This window comes from Suilimivivens sp. (genome assembly GCF_037359455.1).
Lineage (GTDB): Bacteria > Bacillota > Clostridia > Lachnospirales > Lachnospiraceae > Suilimivivens > Suilimivivens aceti.
On sequence record NZ_JAXXXI010000026.1, the window covers coordinates 1 to 25,671 of the forward strand.

At 41.6% G+C, this 25,671-nt stretch carries 23 protein-coding genes and 1 pseudogene; 21 read left to right on the forward strand and 3 right to left on the reverse strand.

The genetic code is table 11. The features are described from left to right. The 19 genes and pseudogenes from WJQ40_RS03310 to WJQ40_RS03400 form a co-directional block, all read left to right on the forward strand. A pseudogene (locus WJQ40_RS03310) lies at nt 1-149 on the forward strand (ATPase); the annotation flags it as partial. A 241-nt stretch (nt 150-390) separates the two neighbouring features. Then, nucleotides 391-648, forward strand: a complete 258-nt coding sequence (locus tag WJQ40_RS03315; protein WP_118798836.1) for an HPr family phosphocarrier protein — start codon at nt 391-393, stop codon at nt 646-648. Between the two features lie 35 nt (nt 649-683). Continuing rightward, the gene (gene ptsP, locus WJQ40_RS03320; RefSeq protein ID WP_337405823.1) at nt 684-2,303 is read left to right on the forward strand and encodes a phosphoenolpyruvate--protein phosphotransferase; all 1,620 of its coding nucleotides are present in this window, start codon (nt 684-686) and stop codon (nt 2,301-2,303) included. 5 nt (nt 2,304-2,308) lie between these two features. Then, the gene (gene nagB, locus WJQ40_RS03325) at nt 2,309-3,049 is read left to right on the forward strand and encodes a glucosamine-6-phosphate deaminase (protein WP_337405822.1); all 741 of its coding nucleotides are present in this window, start codon (nt 2,309-2,311) and stop codon (nt 3,047-3,049) included. 41 nt (nt 3,050-3,090) lie between these two features. Further along, a complete protein-coding gene (gene nagA / locus WJQ40_RS03330) occupies nt 3,091-4,221 on the forward strand; it encodes an N-acetylglucosamine-6-phosphate deacetylase (RefSeq protein ID WP_337405821.1) in 1,131 nt (376 codons plus the stop codon). Further along, on the forward strand, nt 4,215-4,694 hold the full coding sequence (locus WJQ40_RS03335; RefSeq protein ID WP_262574323.1) for a PTS glucose transporter subunit IIA: 480 nt from the start codon (nt 4,215-4,217) through the stop codon (nt 4,692-4,694). Before nagA ends, WJQ40_RS03335 begins: the two co-directional genes overlap by 7 nt. 78 nt (nt 4,695-4,772) lie before the next feature. Beyond that, on the forward strand, nt 4,773-6,245 hold the full coding sequence (locus tag WJQ40_RS03340; protein WP_337405820.1) for a PTS transporter subunit EIIC: 1,473 nt from the start codon (nt 4,773-4,775) through the stop codon (nt 6,243-6,245). Nucleotides 6,246-6,521: 276 nt separating this feature from the next. Beyond that, a complete protein-coding gene (locus WJQ40_RS03345) occupies nt 6,522-7,835 on the forward strand; it encodes an extracellular solute-binding protein (protein WP_337537882.1) in 1,314 nt (437 codons plus the stop codon). Nucleotides 7,836-7,931: 96 nt separating this feature from the next. Further along, nucleotides 7,932-8,813, forward strand: coding sequence for a sugar ABC transporter permease (locus WJQ40_RS03350; RefSeq protein ID WP_337537883.1), 882 nt, complete (start codon nt 7,932-7,934; stop codon nt 8,811-8,813). An 11-nt stretch (nt 8,814-8,824) separates the two neighbouring features. After that, nucleotides 8,825-9,661, forward strand: coding sequence for a carbohydrate ABC transporter permease (locus tag WJQ40_RS03355; RefSeq protein WP_337537884.1), 837 nt, complete (start codon nt 8,825-8,827; stop codon nt 9,659-9,661). A 25-nt stretch (nt 9,662-9,686) separates the two neighbouring features. Further along, nucleotides 9,687-10,556 (forward strand): PfkB family carbohydrate kinase, encoded by an 870-nt coding sequence (locus WJQ40_RS03360; RefSeq protein ID WP_337537885.1) that lies wholly within the window; start codon nt 9,687-9,689, stop codon nt 10,554-10,556. A 91-nt stretch (nt 10,557-10,647) separates the two neighbouring features. Continuing rightward, nucleotides 10,648-11,643, forward strand: a complete 996-nt coding sequence (locus WJQ40_RS03365) for an SIS domain-containing protein (protein ID WP_337537886.1) — start codon at nt 10,648-10,650, stop codon at nt 11,641-11,643. A 22-nt stretch (nt 11,644-11,665) separates the two neighbouring features. After that, nucleotides 11,666-12,646: an SIS domain-containing protein gene (locus WJQ40_RS03370; protein WP_337537887.1), complete on the forward strand. Its 981-nt coding sequence runs from the start codon at nt 11,666-11,668 to the stop codon at nt 12,644-12,646. Nucleotides 12,647-12,740: 94 nt separating this feature from the next. Next, on the forward strand, nt 12,741-13,481 hold the full coding sequence (locus tag WJQ40_RS03375) for a GntR family transcriptional regulator (protein WP_337537888.1): 741 nt from the start codon (nt 12,741-12,743) through the stop codon (nt 13,479-13,481). A 148-nt stretch (nt 13,482-13,629) separates the two neighbouring features. Further along, a complete protein-coding gene (locus WJQ40_RS03380) occupies nt 13,630-14,973 on the forward strand; it encodes an MATE family efflux transporter (RefSeq protein WP_337537889.1) in 1,344 nt (447 codons plus the stop codon). A gap of 53 nt (nt 14,974-15,026) precedes the next feature. Then, nucleotides 15,027-15,650, forward strand: a complete 624-nt coding sequence (locus WJQ40_RS03385; protein ID WP_337537890.1) for a YitT family protein — start codon at nt 15,027-15,029, stop codon at nt 15,648-15,650. Nucleotides 15,651-15,820: 170 nt separating this feature from the next. After that, nucleotides 15,821-17,542, forward strand: coding sequence for a methyl-accepting chemotaxis protein (locus WJQ40_RS03390; RefSeq protein WP_337537891.1), 1,722 nt, complete (start codon nt 15,821-15,823; stop codon nt 17,540-17,542). A 263-nt stretch (nt 17,543-17,805) separates the two neighbouring features. Next, complete coding sequence (locus WJQ40_RS03395) at nt 17,806-20,235, forward strand: HD domain-containing phosphohydrolase (protein WP_337537892.1); 2,430 nt, start codon at nt 17,806-17,808, stop codon at nt 20,233-20,235. A 55-nt stretch (nt 20,236-20,290) separates the two neighbouring features. Continuing rightward, nucleotides 20,291-21,484 (forward strand): HD domain-containing phosphohydrolase, encoded by a 1,194-nt coding sequence (locus WJQ40_RS03400; RefSeq protein WP_262574316.1) that lies wholly within the window; start codon nt 20,291-20,293, stop codon nt 21,482-21,484. An 87-nt stretch (nt 21,485-21,571) separates the two neighbouring features. Here WJQ40_RS03400 and WJQ40_RS03405 read toward each other — a convergent pair whose 3' ends face one another. The 3 genes from WJQ40_RS03405 to WJQ40_RS03415 all read right to left on the reverse strand — a co-directional run bounded on the left by WJQ40_RS03405 (nt 21,572) and on the right by WJQ40_RS03415 (nt 23,113). Next, the gene (locus tag WJQ40_RS03405) at nt 21,572-21,934 is read right to left on the reverse strand and encodes a hypothetical protein (RefSeq protein ID WP_337537893.1); all 363 of its coding nucleotides are present in this window, start codon (nt 21,932-21,934) and stop codon (nt 21,572-21,574) included. Nucleotides 21,935-21,958: 24 nt separating this feature from the next. Then, on the reverse strand, nt 21,959-22,504 hold the full coding sequence (locus WJQ40_RS03410; protein ID WP_337537894.1) for an Rpn family recombination-promoting nuclease/putative transposase: 546 nt from the start codon (nt 22,502-22,504) through the stop codon (nt 21,959-21,961). 402 nt (nt 22,505-22,906) lie between these two features. Next, nucleotides 22,907-23,113 carry a hypothetical protein gene (locus WJQ40_RS03415; RefSeq protein ID WP_337537895.1) on the reverse strand — a complete coding sequence of 69 codons (207 nt, stop codon included), beginning with the start codon at nt 23,111-23,113 and terminating at the stop codon, nt 22,907-22,909. A gap of 214 nt (nt 23,114-23,327) precedes the next feature. On the opposite strand from WJQ40_RS03415, the gene WJQ40_RS03420 reads away from it, so the two are divergent. Both WJQ40_RS03420 and WJQ40_RS03425 read left to right on the forward strand, forming a co-directional pair. After that, entirely contained in the window at nt 23,328-24,296 is a 969-nt protein-coding gene (locus tag WJQ40_RS03420) for a metallophosphoesterase family protein (RefSeq protein ID WP_337537896.1), read from the forward strand. Then, a complete protein-coding gene (locus tag WJQ40_RS03425) occupies nt 24,289-25,653 on the forward strand; it encodes an MFS transporter (RefSeq protein WP_337537897.1) in 1,365 nt (454 codons plus the stop codon). The genes WJQ40_RS03420 and WJQ40_RS03425 overlap by 8 nt, the downstream gene beginning before the upstream one ends. Nucleotides 25,654-25,671 lie beyond the last annotated feature (18 nt).

Here is a 25,671-nt window from a genome sequence, read left to right on the forward strand (position 1 = left end):
GGCAGGAAACATTTGAGAGAGAATGCTCTCCTCTGCTTCAGATTCGAGATGCTTACCCCAAAATGATTATTGCACGAACCAGGCATCCGAAATATAGCTATGAAGGAGTCGAGATTTACGATATAGCTGATTGGCTGTTGCAGGAGTAAAAAAGAAAATACAGTTACTTGTTTTTCAAAAAATGTCAAAAAAATAAAATAATGTTGATATTTACGATAATTGTGCAATTCTAGAATAAATGACTAGACAAAAAAGAAAATATAGGTTAATGTGTATATATAACAAATGTGACGGGTAAGATAATTGTGCAAATTTACATACTGAAAAGGTCTGCAGAATCTATCGGTTGTCAATTCGTCAAAACAAATGGGAACAGGAGATGAGAAACGGATGAAACAGTTTACTTACGTGATCACGGATGAAATTGGTATTCATGCAAGACCGGCAGGTCTTCTGGCTAAGGAAGCCAAACAGTTCCAAAGTACAGTGATGCTGACCTGTAATGGAAAGAGTGCCGCTGCAACCAAGCTTATGGCTGTTATGGGGATGGGCGTTAAGCATGGTGATCCGGTTGAGGTTTCGATTGAGGGACCGGATGAGGATATTGCTTATGAGGCAATGGAGAAGTTTTTCCAGGAGAATCTGTAAAACAGAATCCTGTAAATCACATGAGAGGGTGAAAAATGGAAAAATATATTGGAAAATCCGTATATAAGGGAATCGCAATCGGTCCTGTCCATGTTCTGAAGAAAAGAGATCACCTCGTCAAAAGAATACATGTAGATCATGTGGAAAAAGAGCTGGAGCGTCTTGAGAAGGCCAAGGAGCAGGCGATAGGCCAGCTTGGGGAGCTGTATGAGAAGGCCATGCAGGAGGTCGGAGAGGTCAATGCGGCAATCTTCGAGGTTCATCAGATGATGCTTGAGGATGATGATTATCAGGATGCCATACACAATCTGATCCAGAATGAGGAAGTGAATGCGGAGTATGCAGTAGCAGTTACCGGTGATAATTTTGCCGAAATGTTTGCCAACATGGATGATGAGTATATGCAGGCACGCTCGGCGGATGTCAGGGATATTTCGAACCGGCTGGTCCGTAACCTTGCCGGAGAGGAACAGATGGACTGGAGTAAGCTGGAACCGTCCATTATTGTTGCGGATGATCTGACGCCGAGTGAAACGGTACAGATGGATAAGAATAAGATCCTTGCTTTTGTCACCGTTCACGGCTCTACTAATTCGCACACTGCGATTCTTGCCCGTATGATGAATATCCCGGCGCTGATCGGTGTGCCGCTTGAGCTGGAGAAGCTTCATAATGGAACCATAGCTGTTGTGGATGGTAAAAAGGGCGCCTTTTTCCTTGATCCGGATGAGAATGAAATCCATCTGGCAGAGGTACAGCAGCTGGAGGAACAGGAGCAGAAGCGTCTTTTAGAGAATTATAAGGGCAGGGAATCCGTTACGAAAAGCGGAAAGAAAATCCATGTCTTTGCAAATATCGGAAGCGTCTCGGATGTGGCTTATGTGCTTGAGAATGATGCTGAGGGTATCGGGTTATTCCGGAGTGAGTTCCTGTATCTTGGAAGATCCGGGCTTCCGGATGAGAATGAGCAGTTCAACGCTTATCGCCAGGTATTGCAGATGATGGCCGGAAAGAAGGTTGTCATAAGGACATTGGATATCGGGGCAGATAAGAACGTGGATTATCTTGGACTGGGACAGGAAGATAACCCAGCCATGGGATATCGTGCGATCCGGATCTGTCTGGAGCAGCCGGATATTTTTAAAACACAGCTGAGAGCTCTTCTGCGGGCTGCTAAATATGGAAATCTCGCGATCATGTATCCGATGATCATTTCGGTAGAAGAGGTCAAGAGTATTGGAGAAATTGTTAAGGAGGTGGCAAGGGAGCTGGATGAAGAAAAGGTTCCGTACACCATTCCTGAGCAGGGGATCATGGTGGAGACACCGGCAGCAGTCATGATGAGTGAAGAGCTTGCGGAGCTTGTGGATTTCTTCAGTATCGGAACCAATGATCTGACCCAGTATACACTAGCGATCGACCGGCAGAACAGTAAGCTGGACCGGTTCTATAATCCGCATCATGAGGCGGTTCTCCGGATGATACAGAAGACGATTGACGGAGCCCATAAGCATGGTAAGTGGGTCGGCATCTGCGGAGAGCTTGGAGCAGATACAGCACTTACAGAGCGATTTGTACAGATGGGGATTGACGAGCTGAGTGTTGCACCGTCGATGGTGCTTTCGGTTCGTAGTAAAATATGTGAAATGGAGTAAATGAAATGAGAATATACAGGGCAAAAGATTATGAGGAAATGAGCAGAAGGGCAGCAGGCATCGTTTCTGCACAGATCATTATGAAACCTGATTGTGTGCTTGGACTGGCAACAGGATCTACTCCGGTTGGTCTTTACAAGCAGCTGATCGAATGGTACCGGAATGGTGATTTGGATTTTTCCGGAGTAAGAACAGTGAACCTGGATGAATATAAGGGAATCAGCCGCGAGAATGATCAGAGCTATTATTACTTTATGCATCAGAATCTGTTTGACCATGTGAATATTCCGGCGGAGAATACTCATCTGCCAGACGGTATGGAGCCGGATTCTGAAAAGGAATGCGGGAGATACGAGGAATTGATCCGATCCATGGGAAGTGTGGACTTACAGCTTCTTGGCATCGGACATAACGGACATATCGGTTTTAATGAGCCATCAGATGTGTTTGATAAGCAGGTTCACTGTGTGAACCTGACACAGTCGACTATTGAAGCGAATAAGAGATTTTTCGCATCGGCAGAGGACGTTCCGAAGCAGGCTTACACCATGGGGATCCAGACGATCATGCGCTCGAAAAAAATTCTTATCATGGCTAATGGTGAGGGCAAGGCAGATATTATAAGGGATTCCTTTTTTGGACCGATTACGCCGAAGGTTCCGGCATCCGTTCTTCAGCTGCATAATGATGTCACGCTGGTAGCTGATGAAGCTGCCCTTAGTAAGATCCCTGTATCGTTCGTCTAAGAGACGCTGTGAGAAAACAGAACAGATAGAGGTGTGGAACGATGATTATAAAGAATGCAGATATTTTTACACCGGATCACCGGTTTGTACAGGGTGATGTTGCCATTACCGGAGACCGGTTTTCCACAGTCCTTGAGGAAACGGATGGTGACGGACAGGTGGTGGATGCTGCCGGTCTATATATGATCCCGGGACTCGTAGATATTCATTTTCATGGCTGCAAGGGCGCGGATATGTGTGATGGAACGCAGGAAGCCCTGGATATCATAACAGAATACGAGGCCAGCGTCGGAGTAACATCGGTTTGTCCGGCAACCATGACGATACCGAAGGATGAGCTCCTTGCGGTAATGAAGAATGCCGGTGCATATTCCTATAAGGGAGGAGCACACCTGGTCGGGATCAATATGGAAGGACCGTTTATCAGTGCTTCGAAAAAGGGTGCACAGGCAGCAGAAAATATTATTCCCTGTGATTATGAGTATTTCAGACAGCTTCAGGATGCTGCTGGCGGGTTGATCCGGCTTGTGGATATTGCTCCCGAAGAGCCAGGAGCCATGGAATTCATTGACCGGACGAAATCAGAGGTGGTTATATCCATAGCGCATACGGTATCGGATTACGATACGGCATGTGAAGCTATCCGGCATGGGGCATCCCATGCAACGCATCTGTACAATGCAATGCCGCCGCTGAATCACCGGAATCCGGGGGTGATCGGCGCAGTCAGAGATTCAGAAGCGTGTCATGTGGAATTAATCTGTGACGGCGTACATGTCCATCCGTCTGTAATCCGTGCAACCTTTGCCATGTTTGGTGCAGAACGGGTGATCTTGATCAGTGACAGCATGAGGGCAACCGGATTAGAGGATGGTGAATACACGCTGGGCGGACAGCCGGTAGTGGTAAAAGGAAATCTGGCAACGCTTCATGACGGTACGATAGCAGGTTCAGCCACGAACCTGATGGATTGTATGAGATTTGTTGTAAAGAATGCAGGTATTCCGCTGGAGGATGCAGTGATATGTGCAACAGAGAATCCAGCCAGGGAAATCGGTATTTTTGACCAGACAGGAAGTATTCAGGCAGGTAAAAAAGCAGATTTCGTGCTTCTTGATAAAGAATTAAATATTGTAGGTATTTATATCGATGGAAAGGAACAGCCATGTTAGGTTTTTTTAAAGGAAGGACAAAGGAAAATGTGATCTGTTCACCCTGTGAAGGAACGGTGACACCACTCACCGAGGTTCCTGATCCTACTTTTTCAGAGAAGATACTGGGTGATGGATTTGCAGTGATCCCGTCAGAGGGAAGGTTTTTCGCTCCGGCGGATGGAGAGGTGACGATGGTGTTTGATACCCTGCATGCGATTACGATGACGACTGCGCAGGGAACGGAGCTTCTTCTACATGTCGGACTGGAGACTGTTACATTAAAGGGAGAACCCTTCCGTGTGCATGTAGCAGCAGGAGATCAGGTGAAGCAGGGAGATCTCTTAATGGAGGCAGATCTTGATAAGATCAGAGAGGCCGGACTTAATATCATATCTCCGGTTGTAGTATGCAATACAGATGATTATTCAAGAATAAGCCTGCTGAAGGAAGGCGGAGCTCTGCCGGGAGAGGCAGTACTCAAAATCGGGTAGGCACCCGGATCATACTGTAAAATGGATTGGAATAATCCAATTTTAATTTTATAAGAACAAGCAAAGGAGGAAGAAAGTATGAAATTTCTTCAAAAACTGGGAAAAGCGTTAATGCTTCCCGTAGCAGTACTGCCCATCTGTGGTATTCTCATGGGTATTGGCTACTGGCTGTGTCCGGCAACTATGCAGGGTGGAGAAATCCAAGGTGCAGCTAACTTAATCGGTCTGTTTTTAGTAAAAGCCGGTGGTGCTTTGATTGATAACATGGCCATTCTGTTTGCGATAGGTGTCGGTGTCGGTATGTCAGAGAAAAATGATGGTACCGGCGGAATCGCAGCACTTGCTTCCTGGTTGATGATCACCACACTTCTTTCAACCGGAGTTGTAACAACCATCATGCCGTCTGTCGCAGACAGCGCAACCAAGACTCTGGCATTTAACAAGATCGCGAATCCGTTTATCGGAATCCTTTCCGGAATCATCGGTTCTATGTGCTATAACAAGTTCAAGAACACCAAGCTTCCGGACTGGTTATCTTTCTTCAGCGGAAAACGCTGCGTAGCAATTATCGCCGGTGTAGTTTCTATTCTGGTATCCGCAGTACTGCTGTTCGTATGGCCGTTACTGTTTGGCGGACTGGTTGCACTTGGAGAAGCAATCGTAGGTATGGATGTAGTTGGTGCAGGTATTTATGCATTCCTGAACCGTCTGTTAATTCCTACCGGATTACACCATGCATTGAATAACGTATTCTGGTTTGATACCATTGGACTTGGAGATCTTCAGCACTTCTGGGCTGGTGAAACCTCCGCAGATGTATCCTGGAGTCTTGGAATGTATATGTCTGGCTTCTTCCCTTGCATGATGTTCGGTATCCCCGGTGCGGCACTTGCAATGGTCAGATGTGCGAAGACCACAAAGAAAAAAGCAGCGATCGGACTTGTTGCTTCCGCAGCACTTTGTGCATTCATTTGCGGTGTTACAGAGCCGTTTGAATTTGGTTTCATGTTCCTTGCTCCTGGACTTTATGTAATTTATGCATTACTTTACGGTATCTTCACTATGATCACCGTTGCACTTGGCTTCCGTGCAGGCTTTAGCTTCTCTGCAGGCGCGATGGATCTGTTATTCTCATCCTCACTTCCCGCAGCTCAGAGAACATGGCTTATTATCCCGCTCGGAATCGCAGCATTTGCTGTATTCTACTTTGTATTCTACTTTGCCATTAAGAAGTGGGATCTTAAGACCCCTGGCAGAGAAGATGATGATGATTTAGAGAAGGAAAAGAGCATTGAGCTTGCAAGTGATGATTATACAGCCATTGCAAAGGCCATTCTTGAGGGCTGTGGCGGAAAGGATAATATCACAAGCATTGACAACTGTGTTACAAGATTGAGACTGGAGGTAAAGGATATTACCGCAGTCAATGATAAGAAAATCAAGGCCGCAGGTGTTGCGGGAGTCATCAAGCCAGGTAAGACCTCAGTTCAGGTAGTGGTTGGAACCAAGGTTCAGTTCGTGGCAGATGCATTCTCAAAGCTTTGCGAATAAGAAAACAGCCGTAGGTACGGCAGCTAAGGGGCTATGTATGACATAGCCCCTTTTTTAGTGTGTTTTTAACGCGATATTATCAAAGTGTTATACGGACAAAATGCGATCTGAAAGCTGACCAGATGATCCTTTTGTATGAATAGTGCACAAAAATTTATGAATAGAATTGTATAATTCATTGAATTTGACTAATATAATTACATATGAGTTGACCAATAAAAGCATATGCACTATAATGTATGCATACGATAGCATACAACTAAAGGAGGTATTTAGATGAAAAAGGCGGTAACAAAAGTATTAGCGATGATGTTAGTATCGACAAGTTTGTTTGGCTGTGGAGGTGCACAGCAAGGGATGCAAAATGGCAATACAAAGGAAACAACTTCCAATGAAACAGAAGAGATAGAGTTGAAAATGTTTCATAATTGGACTATTGATTCTGAGGTTGCATATTTTAAAGAGGCAGCAGATGTTTTTCACAAGGAGCATCCGAATGTGGTAATAAAAATTGAAAATGTAGGAGATCCAGATTATTCTACAAAGTTAAAAGTTATGATGGGAACGGATGATGCTCCGGATATTTTCTTTTCTTTTAGTGGAGAGTCATTAAATAAGTATGTGCGTGCAGGACATGTATTGGACTTGGAAAGCTATTACGAGGAAGACAGTGAATGGAATGAATCATTTGTTCCCGCTTCAAAGAATCCATTTGAAAATGAAGAAGGTATTTATGCTGTACCTTTTAGGATTACTACAAAGCAAATGGTGTATAACAAAGATTTATTTGATGAATATCAGGTAAGTGTACCTACCACATGGGATGAGTTTCTTAATGTATGTGAGGTTTTCAAAGAAGCGGGAATTATTCCGCAGGCATTTGGAGATTTAGAGGCATGGGCAGTCTGCCATTATATGACAACATTCAATACATTATGTGTACCGGATGATGTCAGAAAGGCTGATAGTGATTCAAAAACATGTACATATACAGATCCTGGATATGTTCAGGCGTTAAATATGCTGAAGCAGCTACAGGATAATGGATATTTTACACCAAATACCAATGCAATTGACTTTGATGTGGCAAGAGAAGATTTTCTGATTGGAAATGCAGCAATGGCTTATTTGGAAAACATTGAATACGTTGATGTAGAAAATGCAGGAATTAATGCAGGAATTTTTTCTATTCCTTCTCCGGCAGGAGCAGCCGGTAACGACAAAATGGTTACAGGATCTGTAGATGGGTTTGCCGTATCTGCAAACTGTAAAAATCCAGAAATAGCAGTTGAGTTTTTAAAATTATTAACCAGTATGGAATGGCAGGAAAAAGCAATGGGAATGTCCTGTACCTCTGTAATCAAGGGAGCTCACAATAGTGATAATTCTAATGAGCTGATGCTAGAAGATGCAAAAATATGTGAGACGGCAGAAGGATTTACCAACTGGATGGATATGGACATGCCTAGTGAAATTTCGGATGTTTACCTTCCGGGAATGCAGGAAATTATAGCAGGAACGGTCACACCGGAAGAGTTGATGAAGAAAGTTCAGGTAGTAGCTGAAAATGTACGTAATGCTGAAAAATAGCAAATGCAGAGGAGGGAGTGCCCAATAGAACAGTAAACCATTAGGATGACAGCCCTCCTCATCCTTACCACATACTACTAGAAAAGAGATAGCAATATGAAGATGTATAGAAATAAAAAAATTATCATTACATTTTTGGCACCGACGATAATAGGACTTACCTTATTTGTTTATTATCCTTTAGTGAAATCTATCTTGAATAGTTTTTATGAATGGACTCTTTTTTCTTCTGATAAAAAATGGGTAGGATTAGGTAATTTTATAGAAATAATTACAGGTGAAAATATAGGATTAATTTTAAAAAATAATACTCTGTATGCTGTAATATCTGTTATTTGCCAAGTACTGATTGCAATGGTTTTGGCTGCGTGCCTGGAAGAAGCATTTATGAGAAAGTTTCAGCCTTTCTTCAGGTCGATTCTGTTTATGCCTTCTCTTATATCAATGACGGTTGTTGCAATCTTGTGGAAAAATATATTTAATCCAAATACCGGGATTTTGAATTCACTTATCCATGCGATAGGATTTACAGATGTAACTCCGCAGTGGATTGGCGATGCACATATGGCTATTTTTTGCTGCATCTTCATTTCACAGTGGCAAGGGATGGGATACTGTATTTTGCTGGATCTGATTGGAATACAAAAAATTCCTAGTGCATTATATGAAGCGGCAAAGATTGATGGTGCGGGAGCATTAAAAAGATTCTTTTATGTTACTGTTCCAATGGCAAAAGAATCCATGCTGGTGACGTCATTAATTATCGTAATTGGAAGCTTTAAGCTGTTTACAGAAATTCAAGTGTTAACCGGTGGAGGTCCTGGCAGGGCGACAGAGGTTTTGGCAACAGCCATGTATCGTGCAGCATTTACCAATGATAAGATGGGAATTGGAAGTGCATATGCCGTTATTATTTTTGTGATCACAATGACCTTATCTCTTATACAGATGAAAGTGTCTAAGACAGGGAAAGAGTAGGTGGTATTTGAATGGAAATTGATAAATGGTGTAGATCACTTGCTAAAATTATTTGTTTTCTATTTTTTTGTATATTTGCCGTTTCAATTATAATTCCGATAGGATGGATGATACTTTCAAGTTTAAAAACAAATAGAGAGTTTCTGACTGATCCATGGGGATTACCGGAAGTGTGGCAATGGGAAAATTATGTTTTGGCATTTCGGCAGGGTGTAGGAAAATTTTTCTTTAATAGTGTATTAGTTACGACAGTATCAGTACTGTTGATTGTAATAATTAGCGCAATGGCATCATATGCGCTAAGCAGGTTTGAGTTCAAATGGAAGGGTGCAATTTTTATATTTATTATAGGTGGAATGATGATATCGCCGGAAGTAAATCTGGTTTCATTATTTAAATTAATGAAAATTACACATTTATATAATACACATATAGGATTGATTATTGTGTACTGTGTTTTTGACTTGGCATTTACGGTACTGTTAATGCGTTCTTATATGTTATCGCTTCCGAAAGAAATAGAAGAATCTGCATTTATAGATGGCTGCTCTATTGCGCAAGTGTTTGCAAAAATTGTATTACCTATGTGCAGACCTGTTCTTGCGTCAGCTGCATTACTTGCAACAATGAATTGTTGGAATGAGTATATGTTTGCAGCCATATTTATTGAATCCAAGGAACTCAGAACATTACCGGTTGGTCTTGCAAGCTTGCAAAAAGCCTTATCAACAAAATATCCTATTCTGATTGCCGGACTTACCATGTCTGCAGTTGTAGTGATAATTGTATTTTTGATATTTCAAAAACAATTTATCAGAGGATTATCACAGGGTAGTGTGAAAGGTTAATAATTTATTTTTAGGAGGAAAGAAAATGAAAATATTGGGTTTTGGAAACTGTTGTGTAGATTACTATATCCAACAGGGAATAGCATATCCAGGTGGAAATGGACTAAATGTAGCTGTATTTGCAAAAGATAATGGAATGGATGCAGCTTTTCTTGGAACTATAGGAACGGATGACATAGGAAAGCATATAATCAAAACAGCCAAAAAGATGGGAATTGATATATCACATAGTCCAATCAAGAAGGGAGCATCTGGAAAGGCTGCAGTTAATATTATTAATGGTGATCGTGTATGGGATGAAGAGTATTTTGGAGATGAACATGGTGTGGGTACCCTGTTTCCGCCAATGCTCAGTGAATGTGATTTAGAATATGTGGAAGGATTTGATTTAATACATGGGTGTAGTTATGCTTATTTGGAAGACCAGTTTTTACGCCTTGTAAAGACAGATTCTTTACTCACCTATGACTTTTCAGATGATGATGAGTATAGGACAGAGGAATACTTAAAAGAGATATGTCCGGTTTTGGATTTGGGTTTATTTTCTTGTGAGCATATAGCAGAAGAGAATATTTTAGACTTTGTAACATTTGTAAAATCCTGTGGATGTAAAAATGTACTGATTACAATGGGACCTCGTGGACAAAGATTTTATTCAGAATCAGGAGAGGTGTATGAAGGAAAAGCAAAGTATATAACGCCTATTGATACTATGGGAGCGGGAGATTCATTTTGTGCAGCCTTTTTAGCTGGTTTATTGAAAAGAGGATGGAAAAAGCATGTTGAACTGACAGGTGATATGATTATTCCAGCATTGGCGGATGCAGCTGAATATTCTGCAAAGAATTGTTTGGTAGAAGGATCATTTGGTCATGGCTTAAAAATAGATATGTAATTTTTTTTACCATATTGACGCATACATATTATTATGATACCATACAAATGTATACAACATATACAAATACATACAGAAAAGGAGGCATCTTATGTTAAAATTCAATGAAGAAGAAATCAGGAAGGACATTCAAAATGTTTTAGCCTGTAGACCAGAGGTGGAAAAAGTAGTAGATAGTATCTGTTCGGACGGTTATGAGAACTTAATATTACTTGGTATAGGTGGAACATATGCCGCTTCAATGGAGCTGGAAAGCTACATGCGGGGACATTCTTCTATTCCGGTATACTTGGAAAATGCAGCCGATTTACTTGCACTAGGAAATACAAGCCTCACAGAAAGATCTCTGGTATTAGTAACATCTGTTACAGGGAATACCATTGAGATGGTGAAAGCCGTTGATTATGTGCACGAAAGAGGAGCGAAAGTAATTGGTTTTATTGATGAAACAGAATCTCCATTAGCCAAAGCAGTTGATTTTGAATTTTGTGCGAAGGGCAGCGATTACTTTGAAATTCTTTTAGTTGCATTGAGATTAATGAAAAATGCAGGGGAGTTCCCACAGTATGAACAGTTCTATGATCAGATTGAAAAGAATTTAGGTACAGGCCTGGTAGAAGTCGAAAGAAAAGCAGATAAGGCCGCAGAAGAATATGCCAAGAAGCATTGTGATGATGAGCTGCAATATGTAATAGGAGCAGGAAATCTGTGGGGAGCAGCATATAGTTATGCAATGTGTTACATGGAAGAAATGTTATGGATGAAAACAAAATCTATTTCCGCATCAGAATTTTTCCATGGAACCCTGGAAGTAATTGAAAGAGATTCTAATGTTATGATTTTTATGGGTGAAGACGAAGCAAGGGTACAGACAGACAGAGTATATGCGTTTGTTAAAACGATTTGTAATAACATAACTGTATTTGATACAAAAGAGTATCATATGGAAGGAATTGATGATCAATTTCGAGGGATTCTGAGTCCTGTTATTATGGCAGCGATATATGCGCGTATTAATGTGCAACTGGAAGAAGCACGAAAACATCCTATGGATATAAGACGTTATTATAGAAGATTAAAATATTAATAAACTAAGGAGGATATACTGTATGGTAATCAATTACAAAGAATCTGTGAAGAAAATTTTAGAATCCAGGAAAAAAACAGGTGGTATCGATAAAATTTATTTTGTAGCGTGTGGTGGATCAAAAGCAGAATTAACGATCGCAAATTTCTTCCTGAGCTGTGAGGCAAAAAAAATTAAAACATGGATTTATACGGCTAAAGAATTTGTGTTATGTACACCTAAAGCATTAGATGAAAATTCTATTGTAGTAACGCTTTCCTCAAGCGGAACAACAAAGGAAACGGTAGAAGCAGCAGCATTAGCTCAAAGAATTGGCGCAGTTTCTATTGTAATAACAGGGGATGATAAATCTCCGCTGGCAGCAAAAGGGGATTACGTTTTTTGCGATGGAGATGAGCCACAGTATCATTATTCAACATTATCCTTATCGATTGCTTTAAAATTTGCAGTGGAGCTTGTAAATCAGGTAGAAGGTTATGAGCATTATGATGAAATGCAGAACGGTTTTGATATTTTGGATGATGTAATTGGAAAAGCTAGAAAATATGCAGAGAACGGTGCGATAGCCTTTGCGGAAGCCAATAAAAAAGAACCTGTGATTCACGTGATGGCCAGTGGTGCTAATTATAATGTTGCATATACAACAACAACCTGTATTCTAATGGAATGTCAATGGATTCATTCAAACCCTATTCATTGTGGAGAGTTTTTCCATGGACCATTTGAAATCACAGATAAAGAAGTACCGTTTCTTGTCCTGTTAGGAACTGGAAGAGAAAGAGAAATGGATGAGAGAGCCGTACGTTTCCTTAATAAATATGGAAAGAAGGTTTATGTACTGGATGCAAAAGAATTTGGCGTGGATGTATTAGGAGCCAATGTATGCGAATATTTAAGCCCGATTGTATTTACAGGTGTATTAAGTATTTATAGTCATAAGCTGGCAGATGCAAGAAGTCATTCTGTGTATGTACGGCGTTATATGTGGCATGTAGAGTATTAAGCAGAAAAAAAGCAGAAAAAATAAAATAAAATTGTAATGTATCTGCATTTGTATTATAATGTATTGTAATATATTTTAATATGGAGCGATAAAGATGGAAGGATTAGATGCAAGCAGCATTGTACCACTCTATAAGCAGTTAAAAGACTTAATTTTGAAGGAAATTAAAGAGGGAAAGTTAAAGCCCAATCAGAAGATTCCAACAGAACAGGAGCTTAGCGAAAAATACCAGATCAGTCGAATGACGGTAAGAAAAGCATTGGCTCAGTTGGTGGATGAGGAAGTTCTTGCGAAAAAACAAGGAAAAGGAACTTTTGTTCAGGAACCTAAAATTGTCGAGGATTTGGATAATGCCAATAGTTTTACAAATCTGTGTAAACGAAATGGAAAAGTTCCGGGAGGAAAGACTCTCAAATTTGTGTTGGAGGAACCTTCAGACCGGGATATTAGAGAATTGCAGTTGGAACCAAAAGAACAAGTGATTCATATTCAACGTGTTCGTACGGCTGATAATATACCTGTTATGTTGGAAAACCTTTACTTCCCAGGACATCTGAAAGATATACTTACGGAAAATCTTGATGATAGTTCGCTTTATCAGATTTTACAGGAAAAGTATGGACTTCGTGATAAAGATTTCATTATGGAAATCGAAGTGAGTGAATGCAATAATTATGAGGCATCCGTTTTAGGCATTAAAAATAATTCGCCTCTTCTACTAGTGCGTGAATTGATCTACGATCAATATAACCATCCTTTACATAGAACAAAATCATTGCTTCGTGGAGATAAAATCAAATATATTAGCTCAAGATTAAATACAAGTGAAGGCTAAGCAACAGAAGAAAAGAGAGCCTCTGCAGATATTAATGACTGCAGAGGCTTTTTTTGCGTGTGATCGGAGGTGCATGTTTGTAACGAGTGATTAGGCTAGAAACGATGAAGCTAGGAAAAAAGATTGTTCTATAAGAGAAAAGAGGGATATGATGAAAACATCGAGAAGAACATTTCTGATAAGTTTTTTGGGAATGGCTGTTCCAGTAATTTTTCAAGCATTAGCCGGTACAATTCTGGGAGTTATTGATTCGGTTATGGTTGGAAGTATTTCAGAAATTGCGATTAGCGGTGTAACTGTAGCAAATAAAACATACGTTCTGTATGATCTTGTCGTGTTTGGGATGAGTAGTGGAATTGGTATTTTCCTGGCACAATATTATGGTGCGAATGAGCAAAAAAAATGCAGGAGTACGTTCTGGTTTGGAATAGAATTAGCATCTGGAATGGGGTTGGTATTTCTACTTTTATTATATTTGATGCCAACCAAACTGATACAAATATACATAGATGATATTCATATTATGGAAATTGGAGTATGCTATTTGAAAATAGTTAAATACTCCTATTTACCGGAGGCAATCAGCAGAGTAACAGCTGTTTACTTTAGAACCTGTAACAAACCCAAATTGCCAATGTACGCCAGCCTTATATCCATTATCTGTAATATAATATTCAATTACATATTTATCTTTGGTAAACTGGGTGTACCTGAAATGGGGGTACAGGGAGCTGCACTTGGTACAGTTATTTCGAAATTTATAGAGATGGGAATTATGTTTTATTTCGTAATAAAAGAACCAACCATTTCTTTATTTTATAAGATATCAGAGAAAGATAAAATCAATTATTTCCATATTCTTAAGAAAGTGGTTCCTCTTGTTTTAAATGAAGGGGTGTGGGCATTATCTAAAAATATAGTTTTTTATAATTATTGTAAAGTGAATGAAGATTATATTCCGGCACTTACGATTAATGATAATATATATGATATAGTTGATGCCATTATATTTGGATGTGCAGTATCAGCGGGAGTTATTATAGGTGAAGAATTGGGAGCTGGAAATTTTTGTGAGGCAAAAAAGACATCAAAGCAGGTGATTAAATGGAATGTGCTTATAAGCATAAGCTGCTGTGCTTTAATTTTTGTTGCAACACCTTTTATTCCATCTTTGTTTTCTTTGTCCGGTAAATATGCAACGGCAGCTATAATGCTTCTTAGGATTAAAGCCATATTCTGTTGGACACAAGGATATTGGGATACAGTTTATTATGTAATGCGGGCAGGAGGAGATACCCAGGATGTATTTTGGGTAGACGGTTTCTTTATGCTTTGCGGACCTATGCTTATAAGTACATTGATGGTTCAGTTTACCAATCTGCCATTTCCATATATTTTTCTGGCAACAGAAAGTACGTATCTTATGAAGAGTATAATAGCTACATATCTTTATAAAAAAGAACGATGGGTGAAGAATATTGCAACCAGCTGAGATATGATTATTGCTTTACAAAAATAGGCTGATAGTTGAAAGGATAAATACCTATGTTTCATGAAATCAAGGGAAAAAATATTATAATAATAATTGGCAGTAGTGTATTTCTTGCATTTGGTCTCTACCATATCCATAGCATATCAGGGATAACAGAAGGAGGAATTATTGGTCTGACACTTCTGTTGGAGCATTGGTTTGGTATTTCACCTTCTATTACAAACTTTGTAACAAATGTCAGTTTTTATTTGCTTGGATGGAAATTATTGGGAAGAATGTTTATTATTTACTCTGGAGTAGCTACTTTAAGTTTTTCTGTTTCCTATGCGGTGTTTGAGCAGTTTCCACCATTTTGGCCGCAGCTTTATAATATGCCTTTACTGGCATCAATTCTTGGAGCATTGTTTGTTGGTATAGGAGCAGGGATATGTGTAAAAGTGGGAGGTGCTGCTTCTGGAGATGATGCATTGGCAATGTGTATATCACATATTTCCCACATAAAAATTCAATGGATATATTTATTCAGTGATTTGATTATCCTGGGTTTATCATTGTCTTATATTCCCGCAAGCAGGATAGTTTATTCATTGTTAACAGTAATATTATCTGGGCAAATTATAGGACTTATTCAACGACTTAGATGTCAGGAAGAGATTATTAGTTTTCACAACAACTGAACGAAAAATAATGATTTTAATGGGCAGCAGGCCGGCGCAGATCAAGCATGCTGCCCGTTTTCTGTGGAAAAGGGAAAGATAAAATAAAAGTAGATGCCAAAAACCTATTGACTTTGAAGAGGTATTCTGCTATATATTAGTCGAAAATAAAGGAAAGGAAATAATAATCTATGTTGGCACGAAAGAGTATGGTGAAGAAGAAATTGGAAAATATGCATCTGCAGGAAAGGATAAATTACGGTTACAAAAAGGTCATCAGCATGATGCTGATCTCGGGGCTGTTTTCCATAGTGGTCATAGGTGTGTTGTTTGCCAATATGGGAAATTACATAGAAAATGTCACAGTTGCAGATCAGGCGGTAAAAACCTGCAGGATAAATGTGAATGCGGCAGCGAGAAACATTAGGGAAATGGCATTAAATGATGATACATCTGCTTATGACGGTTATGAACAGACAGTTGAAAAGCTGCTTGCAGAGGTTGATGATGAGCTGAAAACCCTAAAGAAAACAGGAGTTGTTCCTGATGCGGATTATGAAGAATATGCATCTGCTCTTTCTGACTGGGGAACCCTGGGTTATTCTATCATAGAAGAAATTAAAAATGGTGACAGGGAAAAAGCAATCGACTTAATTCTTAATGATTGTACTCCGGCATTAAATAAGCTTGTACAAATTGCTATAAAATTGGATGACCTGACAGATAAAGTAAGCAACCGGGCTGCCAGAACTACTTTTATCTTTACCGGCGCAGGAATTGTATGTATTATCGTCTGTTTAGTCTTTGCGTTAGTGCTGGCGAAGAAAATAAGCAAAAAGGTACTTGATACCATTCTGGAGCCATTACGTGCAGTGGAAGATGCCGCAAAGGAATTGACGGAGGGAAATCTGCACAGTACGCTTGAGTATCATTCTGAAGATGAGATAGGAAGCCTGGCACACAGCATGCGCAAATCAATTCGTATTCTGGGAAGCTATGTAGATGATATTGACCGTGCAATGAAGCTGTTTGCGGAAGGAAATTTTGATGTTCAGCCAGAAGTAGAGTGGAAGGGTGATTTTGTCGGGATTCTAAATTCCTTTATGCTGTTTGAGAAAAGCATGGCAGAAACGATCAAGGATATTCAGAATGTTTCGAATGACGTTTCAAGCTCGGCAGAGCAGGTGGCATCAAGCTCTAATGATCTTGCAGACGGAGCTACAAACCAGGCGGCAGTCGTAGAAGAGCTGACAGCAACAGTTGCTGGTGTTTCTGAACAGGTAGAAAAGAATTCGCAATCTGCGAAGGAAATCAGTGGAAGAGTGGATGAGCTTGGAAATGCGATCGCAGAAAGCAATGGCAAGATGCATGAGATGGTTGCTTCCATGAATGAGATCAATGATGCATCCAGAGAGATTGATAAGATTATTGCGACGATCAATCAGATCGCATCTCAGACCAATCTTCTTGCATTGAATGCTTCTATTGAAGCAGCAAGAGCCGGGGAGGCCGGGAAAGGATTTGCAGTTGTGGCAAATCAGGTAAATCAGTTAGCTGATCAGAGTGCCCAGGCAGCAAAGGAATCTGCAGCATTGATTGAAACCTCTGTGAAAGCTGTGGAAAAGGGTATGGTGATTGCGGGAGAGACTGCAACACAGCTTGAAGGAGTAGCAGAAAACTCCAAGGTGATCACAGAAGAGGTTACTAATATCGCAGAAACCTTAGAGACACAGACGGCAGAGATCCAGCAGATCAATGAGGGAATTGAACAGATTAATGACGTTGTACAGACGAATTCAGCAACATCAGAGGAATGTGCGGCTGCCAGCCATGAGATGAGCAATGAAGCTGAAAATCTGCGTGAAATGATCCGCAGATTTAAGGTCGCAAAGTTTGAAAAGACTGAAAAATAAAGGTTAGTATCCGGGGATGAGGTCACTTCACACAGAAAAAGATTTCTGTGATGTATTCACTTTCATCCCCGGAGGAGATATAATCATTAATCCAAATTTCATAGGTAAATCATTATACAGGGAAGCCGCTTCTTTGGCTTTCCCTTTTTCTATATCCAATATAACACGTGGGCATATCACACTTTACATTATTCATGATTTGGATTAGAATGAATCTATATATAGTGGAAGTTGGAAAATATATAAAGGCAGGAAATGCAATTATGGGAAGGTTGTTGAGCCTGTTTATGGGAGGAGATTTTTATATAGCTATTTCAGTGGGAACCCTCGCATGCTATTTATTCTTATTGTCCTGTTTTGTCAGTATTTCAAGGGAAGAAAGAGTCGTGCATTATTTGAGGATCATCCTGGTGGCACTTTCGTGCTGGACAGGTGGTTCTGTCCTGATGCGCCTGCAGATCAGTCCCGGGATGCAATTCTGGTTTCATTTCTCAATACTTGGTTTACTCATTATTCCTGTAGGAATGTATGGATTTTTGTTCTGTGTGCTTGAGATCCAGGGGAAACAGAAGCTTCTGAACATCTGCATGCTGGCATCCATAGTGACATTGCTTTTAAATGCATATACAGAGTGTCTCCTTCCGGTACCGGAAATACAGCAGCTGCCTGGTGGGAACATCTCTTATATTTACCATGCAAGACCGGGAATCTGGTTATGGATCGTCGCAGAGTGGATTCTTTTAATCTATGTAACTGTTCTTGCCCACAGAAAAATCGGAACACAGTATGAGTACAGGAGAAAGCTGGGTCCGCTGTTACTTGGGATGCTGTTTGTTTTTGCAGGAAATATTGCCTGTATTACACCACTTGGAAAAAATCTGCCGCTGGATGCCCTTGGCGGGGCGGGAATGGCGATCTGCCTTTTACATGTTATTTTCACGCAATATTTCTTTTCGATTTCATCCCGTTTCATTACGGGAGCGGCTTATTTTGGAGCGACAGTTGTAGCATTTATCCCGGTGGTATGGTTTGGGTGTATTGCTGATGGCCTGTTTGACAAGGGCAGTCCTGATGAGCAGATAGTTATCATATTTATCGTGGCAGAGGGGATATGGTGTATCCTGATTTCAGCGCTGGCAAGGAGCTGGGCAGAGCATATACTGATCAGGAAAAGGAAATATATTGTTGACAGTCTTCTGGAATTTCAGGATAGTGTCACATCCATTATGAATAAAGACAAGCTGTATCAGATGATCCGGGAGACTGTCAATGCAGCGGTGAAGGACTGCTGTGTACATATTCTGGAGGAAAGGGACGGAGTCTTTGCAGAATACACAGAAAATGGAATGGTGCCCCTGGCGAAAGAGGTGGAAGCACAGCTGGAACAGTTCCTTGACAGCGGCAGGGCGTATAAGGATCCGGCGTTTGCGGCCTTTAAATATGACGCTAAGATTTATGGGTTCCTATATGTAGAGCTTTGCAGGAAGAACAGACTTATTTATGACGAAATAGACTGCATCAGGCAGATCGGAAACAGTGTATCCAGCGTGCTGAAGAGTATCAATGCGTATGAGAGGCTGTATCAGGTATCGATCCACGATGGACTGACAGGCCTGTATAATAGAAATTTCTGTCGTGAGAATTTGGGAAAGCTGGATATCACGGCACGTCCTGTCGGTATGATCTATATGGATATGGACAACTTCAAGCTATATAATGAGCTGTATGGAGAAAGCATAGGAGATCAGGTTTTGTGCTGGTGTGCAAAACAGCTGCAGGAGGCTGCAGATGACAGCATGAAGGTATTCCGTATGGGTGCCAATGAGTTCCTGATCATCACAGCTGAAGACAATAAGGACAAGCTGATCTCATTCGCAAAGCAGATCCAGAAGATCATGCTGGAGACAACGGAGGATAAGCCGAAGGTCATTCAGCTGATCACGTTCAGCATAGGTATTGCCTGGGATAAATCCATGGCGGAAGATGCAGATGAGCTGGCCCAGCAGGCGAAGCGGGCATCGTTTTATGCCAAGGGAAATGGAAAAAACTGTATTGAGGTTTATGAAAAGGATCTGAAGGAAAAGGATCAGGAGAGTGAAGGAAGCGAAAAGGGATATAGTCAGGTATCACCGACGATCTTTGCCCTGATGGCGGCAATAGATGCCAAGGATTCCTTTACCTTCGAGCATTCTGAAAATGTTTCCAGATATGCAGAAAAGCTGGCGGCAAAGCTCGGGCTTCCGAAGGAGGATATCCAGACTGTAAAGGTAGCAGGACTGCTCCATGATATTGGCAAGATCGGTATTCAGGACAGTATCCTGAAAAAGCAGGGTAAGCTCACAGATGAGGAGTATAGCATAATAAAAACACATGTAGAAAAGTCTGTTGAGATGATCCGCGTTCTTCCTCATATGGATTATGTCATTCCTGCGGTTTTGTCCCATCATGAACGGTATGATGGAAAAGGATATCCGAATGGGATCCGTGGAAATGAGATCCCCATCCTTGGAAGGATTCTTACGGTTTGTGACAGCTTTGATGCCATGGTCTCCCGAAGAGCCTATAAGGAAGCTATGAGTATAGAGTATGCGACCGGGGAGCTGGAACGCGGCAAGGGAACACAGTTTGATCCAGACGTGGCACAGGCATTTATTGAATTAATAAGGGAGAATCCTTCGTTTATTGCACAGTGATCAGATTTGGGACCCGGGATAATATAAGTAAAATAGGAATGAGGATCAGAATTTTATGGAATTGGATGTTTTAGGACTGGTTGCAGCATGTTCATATGCACTGGACTGTGTGGAAACAGAGCTGGTACATGTGACCAGCAGACATGCGAAGCGTGTGGCCTATATGAGTGTCTGCGTGGCAGAACAGCTTGGAATATGTGGAAAAGATCTACAGGATCTGGCGGTGTATGCCCTGCTGCATGATAATGCCCTGACACAGTATATCCAGGAGGAGCTGCACAGTAATCTTACTGATATGAAGGAGATGCCCCGGATAGGTGTTCACTGTTCGATTGGAGAGGAAAATATACAGGGATTTCCTTTTCATACAGATGTGAAAAATGTAATATTATATCACCATGAAAATGCAGATGGGAGCGGACCGTTTGGAAAGAAATCTGAGGAGGTACCGCTTTTTTCGCGGATCATACATCTGTGTGATCTGTTGGATCAGGCATGCTGCCGCAAGGCGTTTACCACAGAGACATGGGAATGGGCGAAGGACGTTCTCAAAAGGATAAGAGGTACTATGGTAGATGAAGAATGTGCAGAGGCACTTGAAAAGATATTTTCAGAAGAGTATTTTCTGTCCCTTGGAGGAAATTTTGAAGCCTCCCTGTGGAATAAGGTACCAAGGCAGAAGCAGGAGCTTGACTTTTCCCAGATCAAGAAGCTGGCAGAGTTTTTTGCAAAGATCGTAGATTATAAATCTCCCTTTACCAGTACACATTCGATCGGTGTGGCAGAGAGGGCAGAGAAGCTGAGCCGCTATATGGGCTTTGATGAAGAAACGGTGCAGAAGATGTATCTTGCCGGAGCACTGCATGATATAGGAAAGGTTGCAGTAGGTAATGAGATTCTGGAGAAGCCGGATCGGCTGACCGATGCCGAGTTTGCTGTGATGAAGCATCATGCTGCTTATACATACAATATTCTGTCAGAAATTGATGATTTTGAGGAAATACGGGACTTTGCAGCATTTCACCACGAGCGGCTGGACGGAACGGGTTATCCCTTTGGCAAGGATGCTTCTGAACTGAATGTACAGGAACGGATGATGGCGTGTATTGATATTTACCAGGCACTGACAGAGAGCCGTCCTTATAAAAAGGGCATGTCCCACGAAAGGGCCTGTGAGATCCTGAAGAATATGGCAGATAAAGGATGGCTGGATATGGATATCATAGATAAGATCGAAATGAGCCTGTAACGGAGGTATTTACTATGGCAATTGCAGCAGATCTTTTACAAAGATGTACCAAATTAAATTTCTATTGAGTCCAGGTAAAGCAGTGCTTCACCAGTAGAGCTTCATATTTTCCTCGATTTCAATATCAGGGAGCTTCAGCTCCTTCCTGATACTGTCTGCAGTATCCTGATAGCTTATATGAAATCGCTTACAGGTGCGGATCATGGCAGGTATTACTTCGGCTCTGCCTTCAACCCTACCTTCTCTTTTTCCTTCTGCCCTACCTTCAATCCTGCCTTCTCTTAGTCCTTCTTTTCTGCCCTTTCTGACATACTGGTCAAATAATTCACACATACTGATCTCATCCTCCTCTTTCACTTGCATTTCCTGAAGTATGGTCTCCGTATCCTCTACATTCTCATCTCCGGAGAGTACTCTTAGCAGCTTGATCAGAGCCTCCTTATGTACCACCTTCTGCTCTGACCGGTAGTCCTTTCATTCTGCTAGATAATCAACCACAATGCGCATGTCACTCTGAAACCGCTGTCTTACTTCTTCTGGCAGGTTTCTGAGTTCAAATACATGAAGCTTCAGATCATCCACATAGGACATTGTCCTGGCCGGCAGCTTCTTACCCTCAAACAGTTCATGGGTGCTTCTGCCTCCGGTCCATTTCCCTTTTCCCCAGTAAAGAACAAGCTCTATCACCGGGAATCTGTTCTGTGTCTTCTTTTCATACTGCTCCCTGTAGATGCCTCCGACATAGCTGGCTTTGCGAAGCAGCATATCCGGATCCTTCTTTGTCTGATTGGCGAAAAGATATACGGTTCTTATCTCACCGTCTGCCATATCGTACTTGGCGATATCCTCCAGCTGGTTCCGCAGCTTTGTTTCTCCCTGATACAGAGTTTCTGTCGGAGATGCCAGAAGATTCTCTTCCTTTATCTCCTGCTTTCCCTCATACAGGAGCGCATTGAGAATATCCGCCGCAATATCCGGATATGTCTCAAAATTCTTCGTTACAAGATCATTTGTCTCCATCCATCCTCCTTTTGCCGGGAAATCCAGATGATGACAGATAATCTTTCTATTTAAAATCTCCTGAAATCTCCCGCTTATATGTTTTCTTTTGAAAATAAGCATAGATTTCAGATTTAGATGCCAGTCTGAGCTGGCCTGACAACAACAGATAAAATATGCTTAACTTGAATTGTGAATATATCATATCATAAAAGCAATCGAACAGCAATATGTTGTAGTCAGTTTATCGTTTTATTATATTTAATTTATAAATACATGGCTACAGTGGCAAATCTATAAAATTTTCATAAAGACTCACTGTGAACTCCTGAAAAATCAAATCCCGATGGCTTCCAGATTTATTTCCGGGAGTCATCGGGATCGGGGAAGGTCATGATTTCTTCAAATCAACGGCTGCTTTGCTTAAAGCTGCTGGTGTACCTTCCGGATAACAGCTTCGCTTAATTCAGGAGCCTTGGCGGGATCCAGATCATCCGGGAATTCGCAGTCGATCGTGGAAACCTCCGGTCTGTAATTCAGACGGAGTGCATGAGCCTGAATATAATCGGCAGCCTTATTGTAAACCTCTTCACTGACACCATTTAATGTAACCGTATATAATCCTGACATATAGCATATCCTCCATTTCTTTATTTCAATTTCATTTTTGATAGTTATATTATATACTTTCTCATCCAATAAAGATATATACAGAAATGTAGAATTTAAAAATAGTAATCATTATTAATTTTATGCAATTTACATAAAAATGACGTATCTTTTACCATGATGTGATTTCATGCATTTTTCCCGGATCTTATACTGAAAAAAAGGGGGTCATCATATGAATGAAAAACCTTATCTTCAATTCCGGAAGGATGGAACATTCCGGGTATTGCATATTACAGACCTGCAGGAGAGTATTTATCCGAGAAAGGATACTATCCGGCTGTTATGTGCACTTCTCAATAATACAAGACCGGATCTTGTGATCATGACCGGCGATCAGCTGAAGGGTTATTCGCCATGGTTCCGGCTGGCCGGAAAATCAGGGGTACAGAATACAATAAAAATGCTGACAGATCCCATGGAAAGGCGCAGGATCCCTTATGCAGTCACCTTTGGGAACCATGATATCCAGTGTGGTATTTCCAATGAGGAGCAGGCTGAGCTGTATCGCCAGCAGCCATATGGGGTCTGTCCTGAGGAAGGGGCAGCAGCCGGAACATTTGATCTGACAGTCCATCGTCATGATGGGTCTGAAGCACTCCGGCTTTATCTGATAGACAGTGGAAATATTACAGCTCATGGTCAATATGCACCACCTTCTGACGAAGTTCTGGACTGGTTGAGGGGGCGTCTTGCCGGTGAGAAGCTGCCATCCATGCTGTTTCAGCATATTCCTTTACCCGAATACAGAAAGTGTCGGCATGTGATCGTGAATGAGCCTGTCTGTGTTCCGGAGCGAAATGCAGGAGAATTTGATATCCTTCGAGCAAATGGAAGGGTTATGGCTGTATTTTGCGGACATGACCATAAGAATGATTTCGTGGGGCGGGTAGATGGAATAGATCTCGGGTATACGCCATCCTGCGGTTTTGCCTGCTATGGACCAGGCGTAAACAGAGGTGGCAGACTGCTGACATTCCATGAAAATAATCCGGGAGCTTATGAAACAGAGCTTTTCCGTTATTGTGATATTGTGGCAGAGCATACGGATAACCGGCTGAAGGAGTACTGGGATACGCACATTCCTACCTGCTGGCCGGGCCGGGATGAATATATGAGTGAGGAGAAGCTTCGAAATGAATAAAAAACAGAGAAACTTAAAAAGCCCTGATTGGAAAAGGACATTGCTGGTGACACTTCCCTTTGCAGGAGCACTGGCCTTTTGGCAGGCATATGACGGAATCATCCCGCTGATCCTCCGGGATACCTTTCACCTTGGAGATACACTGGCAGGGGGAGTTATGGCACTTGATAATGTCTGTGCCCTGTTTTTGCTTCCTCTTTTTGGGAGTCTTAGTGACCGCTGTCACAGCCGTTTGGGAAGACGTACCCCCTTTATTATCATTGGCTCCCTGTTGGCAGCTTTACTGATCCCGTTTCTGGCTGCTGCTGACAGACTGGCAAGTCTGCCGCTTTTCTTTGCAGTGCTCTGCCTGCTGCTTATCGTGCTGTCCGCTTACCGCAGTCCCTGTGTGGCATTGATGCCGGATGTGACGCCACGTCCTGTCCGGGCAAAGGCAGATGCTTTTAACTCTCTCATGGCAGCAGCTGCAGGCATTATCGTGCTGGTCAGTATTTCCCTTGCGGTACCTGATGTGGAGCATCCCAGTTATCTGCCGGTATTTCTTATTGTTTCAGGGATCATCGTTTTCTGTACGGTTTTGTTTGCAGTATTTTTCCGGGAAAGGAAGGCAGTGGAAAGGATGCATGAAGAAAGCCTTGCCATGGGAATCCCGGAGGAGGAAATTGAGCTTTCCGAGGAGGGTGGACAGGAAAAGGAATCTGATAAGACGGTTCGGAGATCTCTGCTTGCGATTCTGCTTTGTGTATTTTTTTACTTTATGGCATCCAATGCAGTAACCTCTGCATTCAGCAAATATGCCAGCCAGGTGTGGGGAGCAGGCGGTGGAAGCTTCGCTAATTTCCAGCTTGTTGCCACAATGGTAACGCTGGTCTCCTATATGCCAATGGCAAATCTTTCCTGCAGGATAGGAAGAAAGGTAACAACCTATATCGGTATCGGTCTTATGTGCCTTGGTGGATTCTGTGTTTTTCTGACACAGGGCTACAGCCCAATGATCTATGTATGGGTTTCTATAGCTGGTATTGGAATGGGAACCGTTGCTACGACCATTTATCCTATGATCATGGAGGTGGCAAGTGAGAAAACCACGGGGCGTTACACCGGATATTATTATACTGCCAGTATGTCAGCACAGATCATCACACCGGTTCTTTCCGGTGTAGTCATGGAATTTATCGGATATCGTTATCTGTACCTGTATTCGATAACCTGCGCTATTTTTGCAGCTCTCCCGCTGATCTTTGTGAAAAAGGGGAATACGGTTCTGTTGAAGGATCTGGAGATCGGGGATCCGGAGGAAGTCCGAGAATTGGAGCATAACAGGCTTGAGTTTCCACAAATTGCAATTCCAAAATGAAAAGAATGTCCCAAAGCA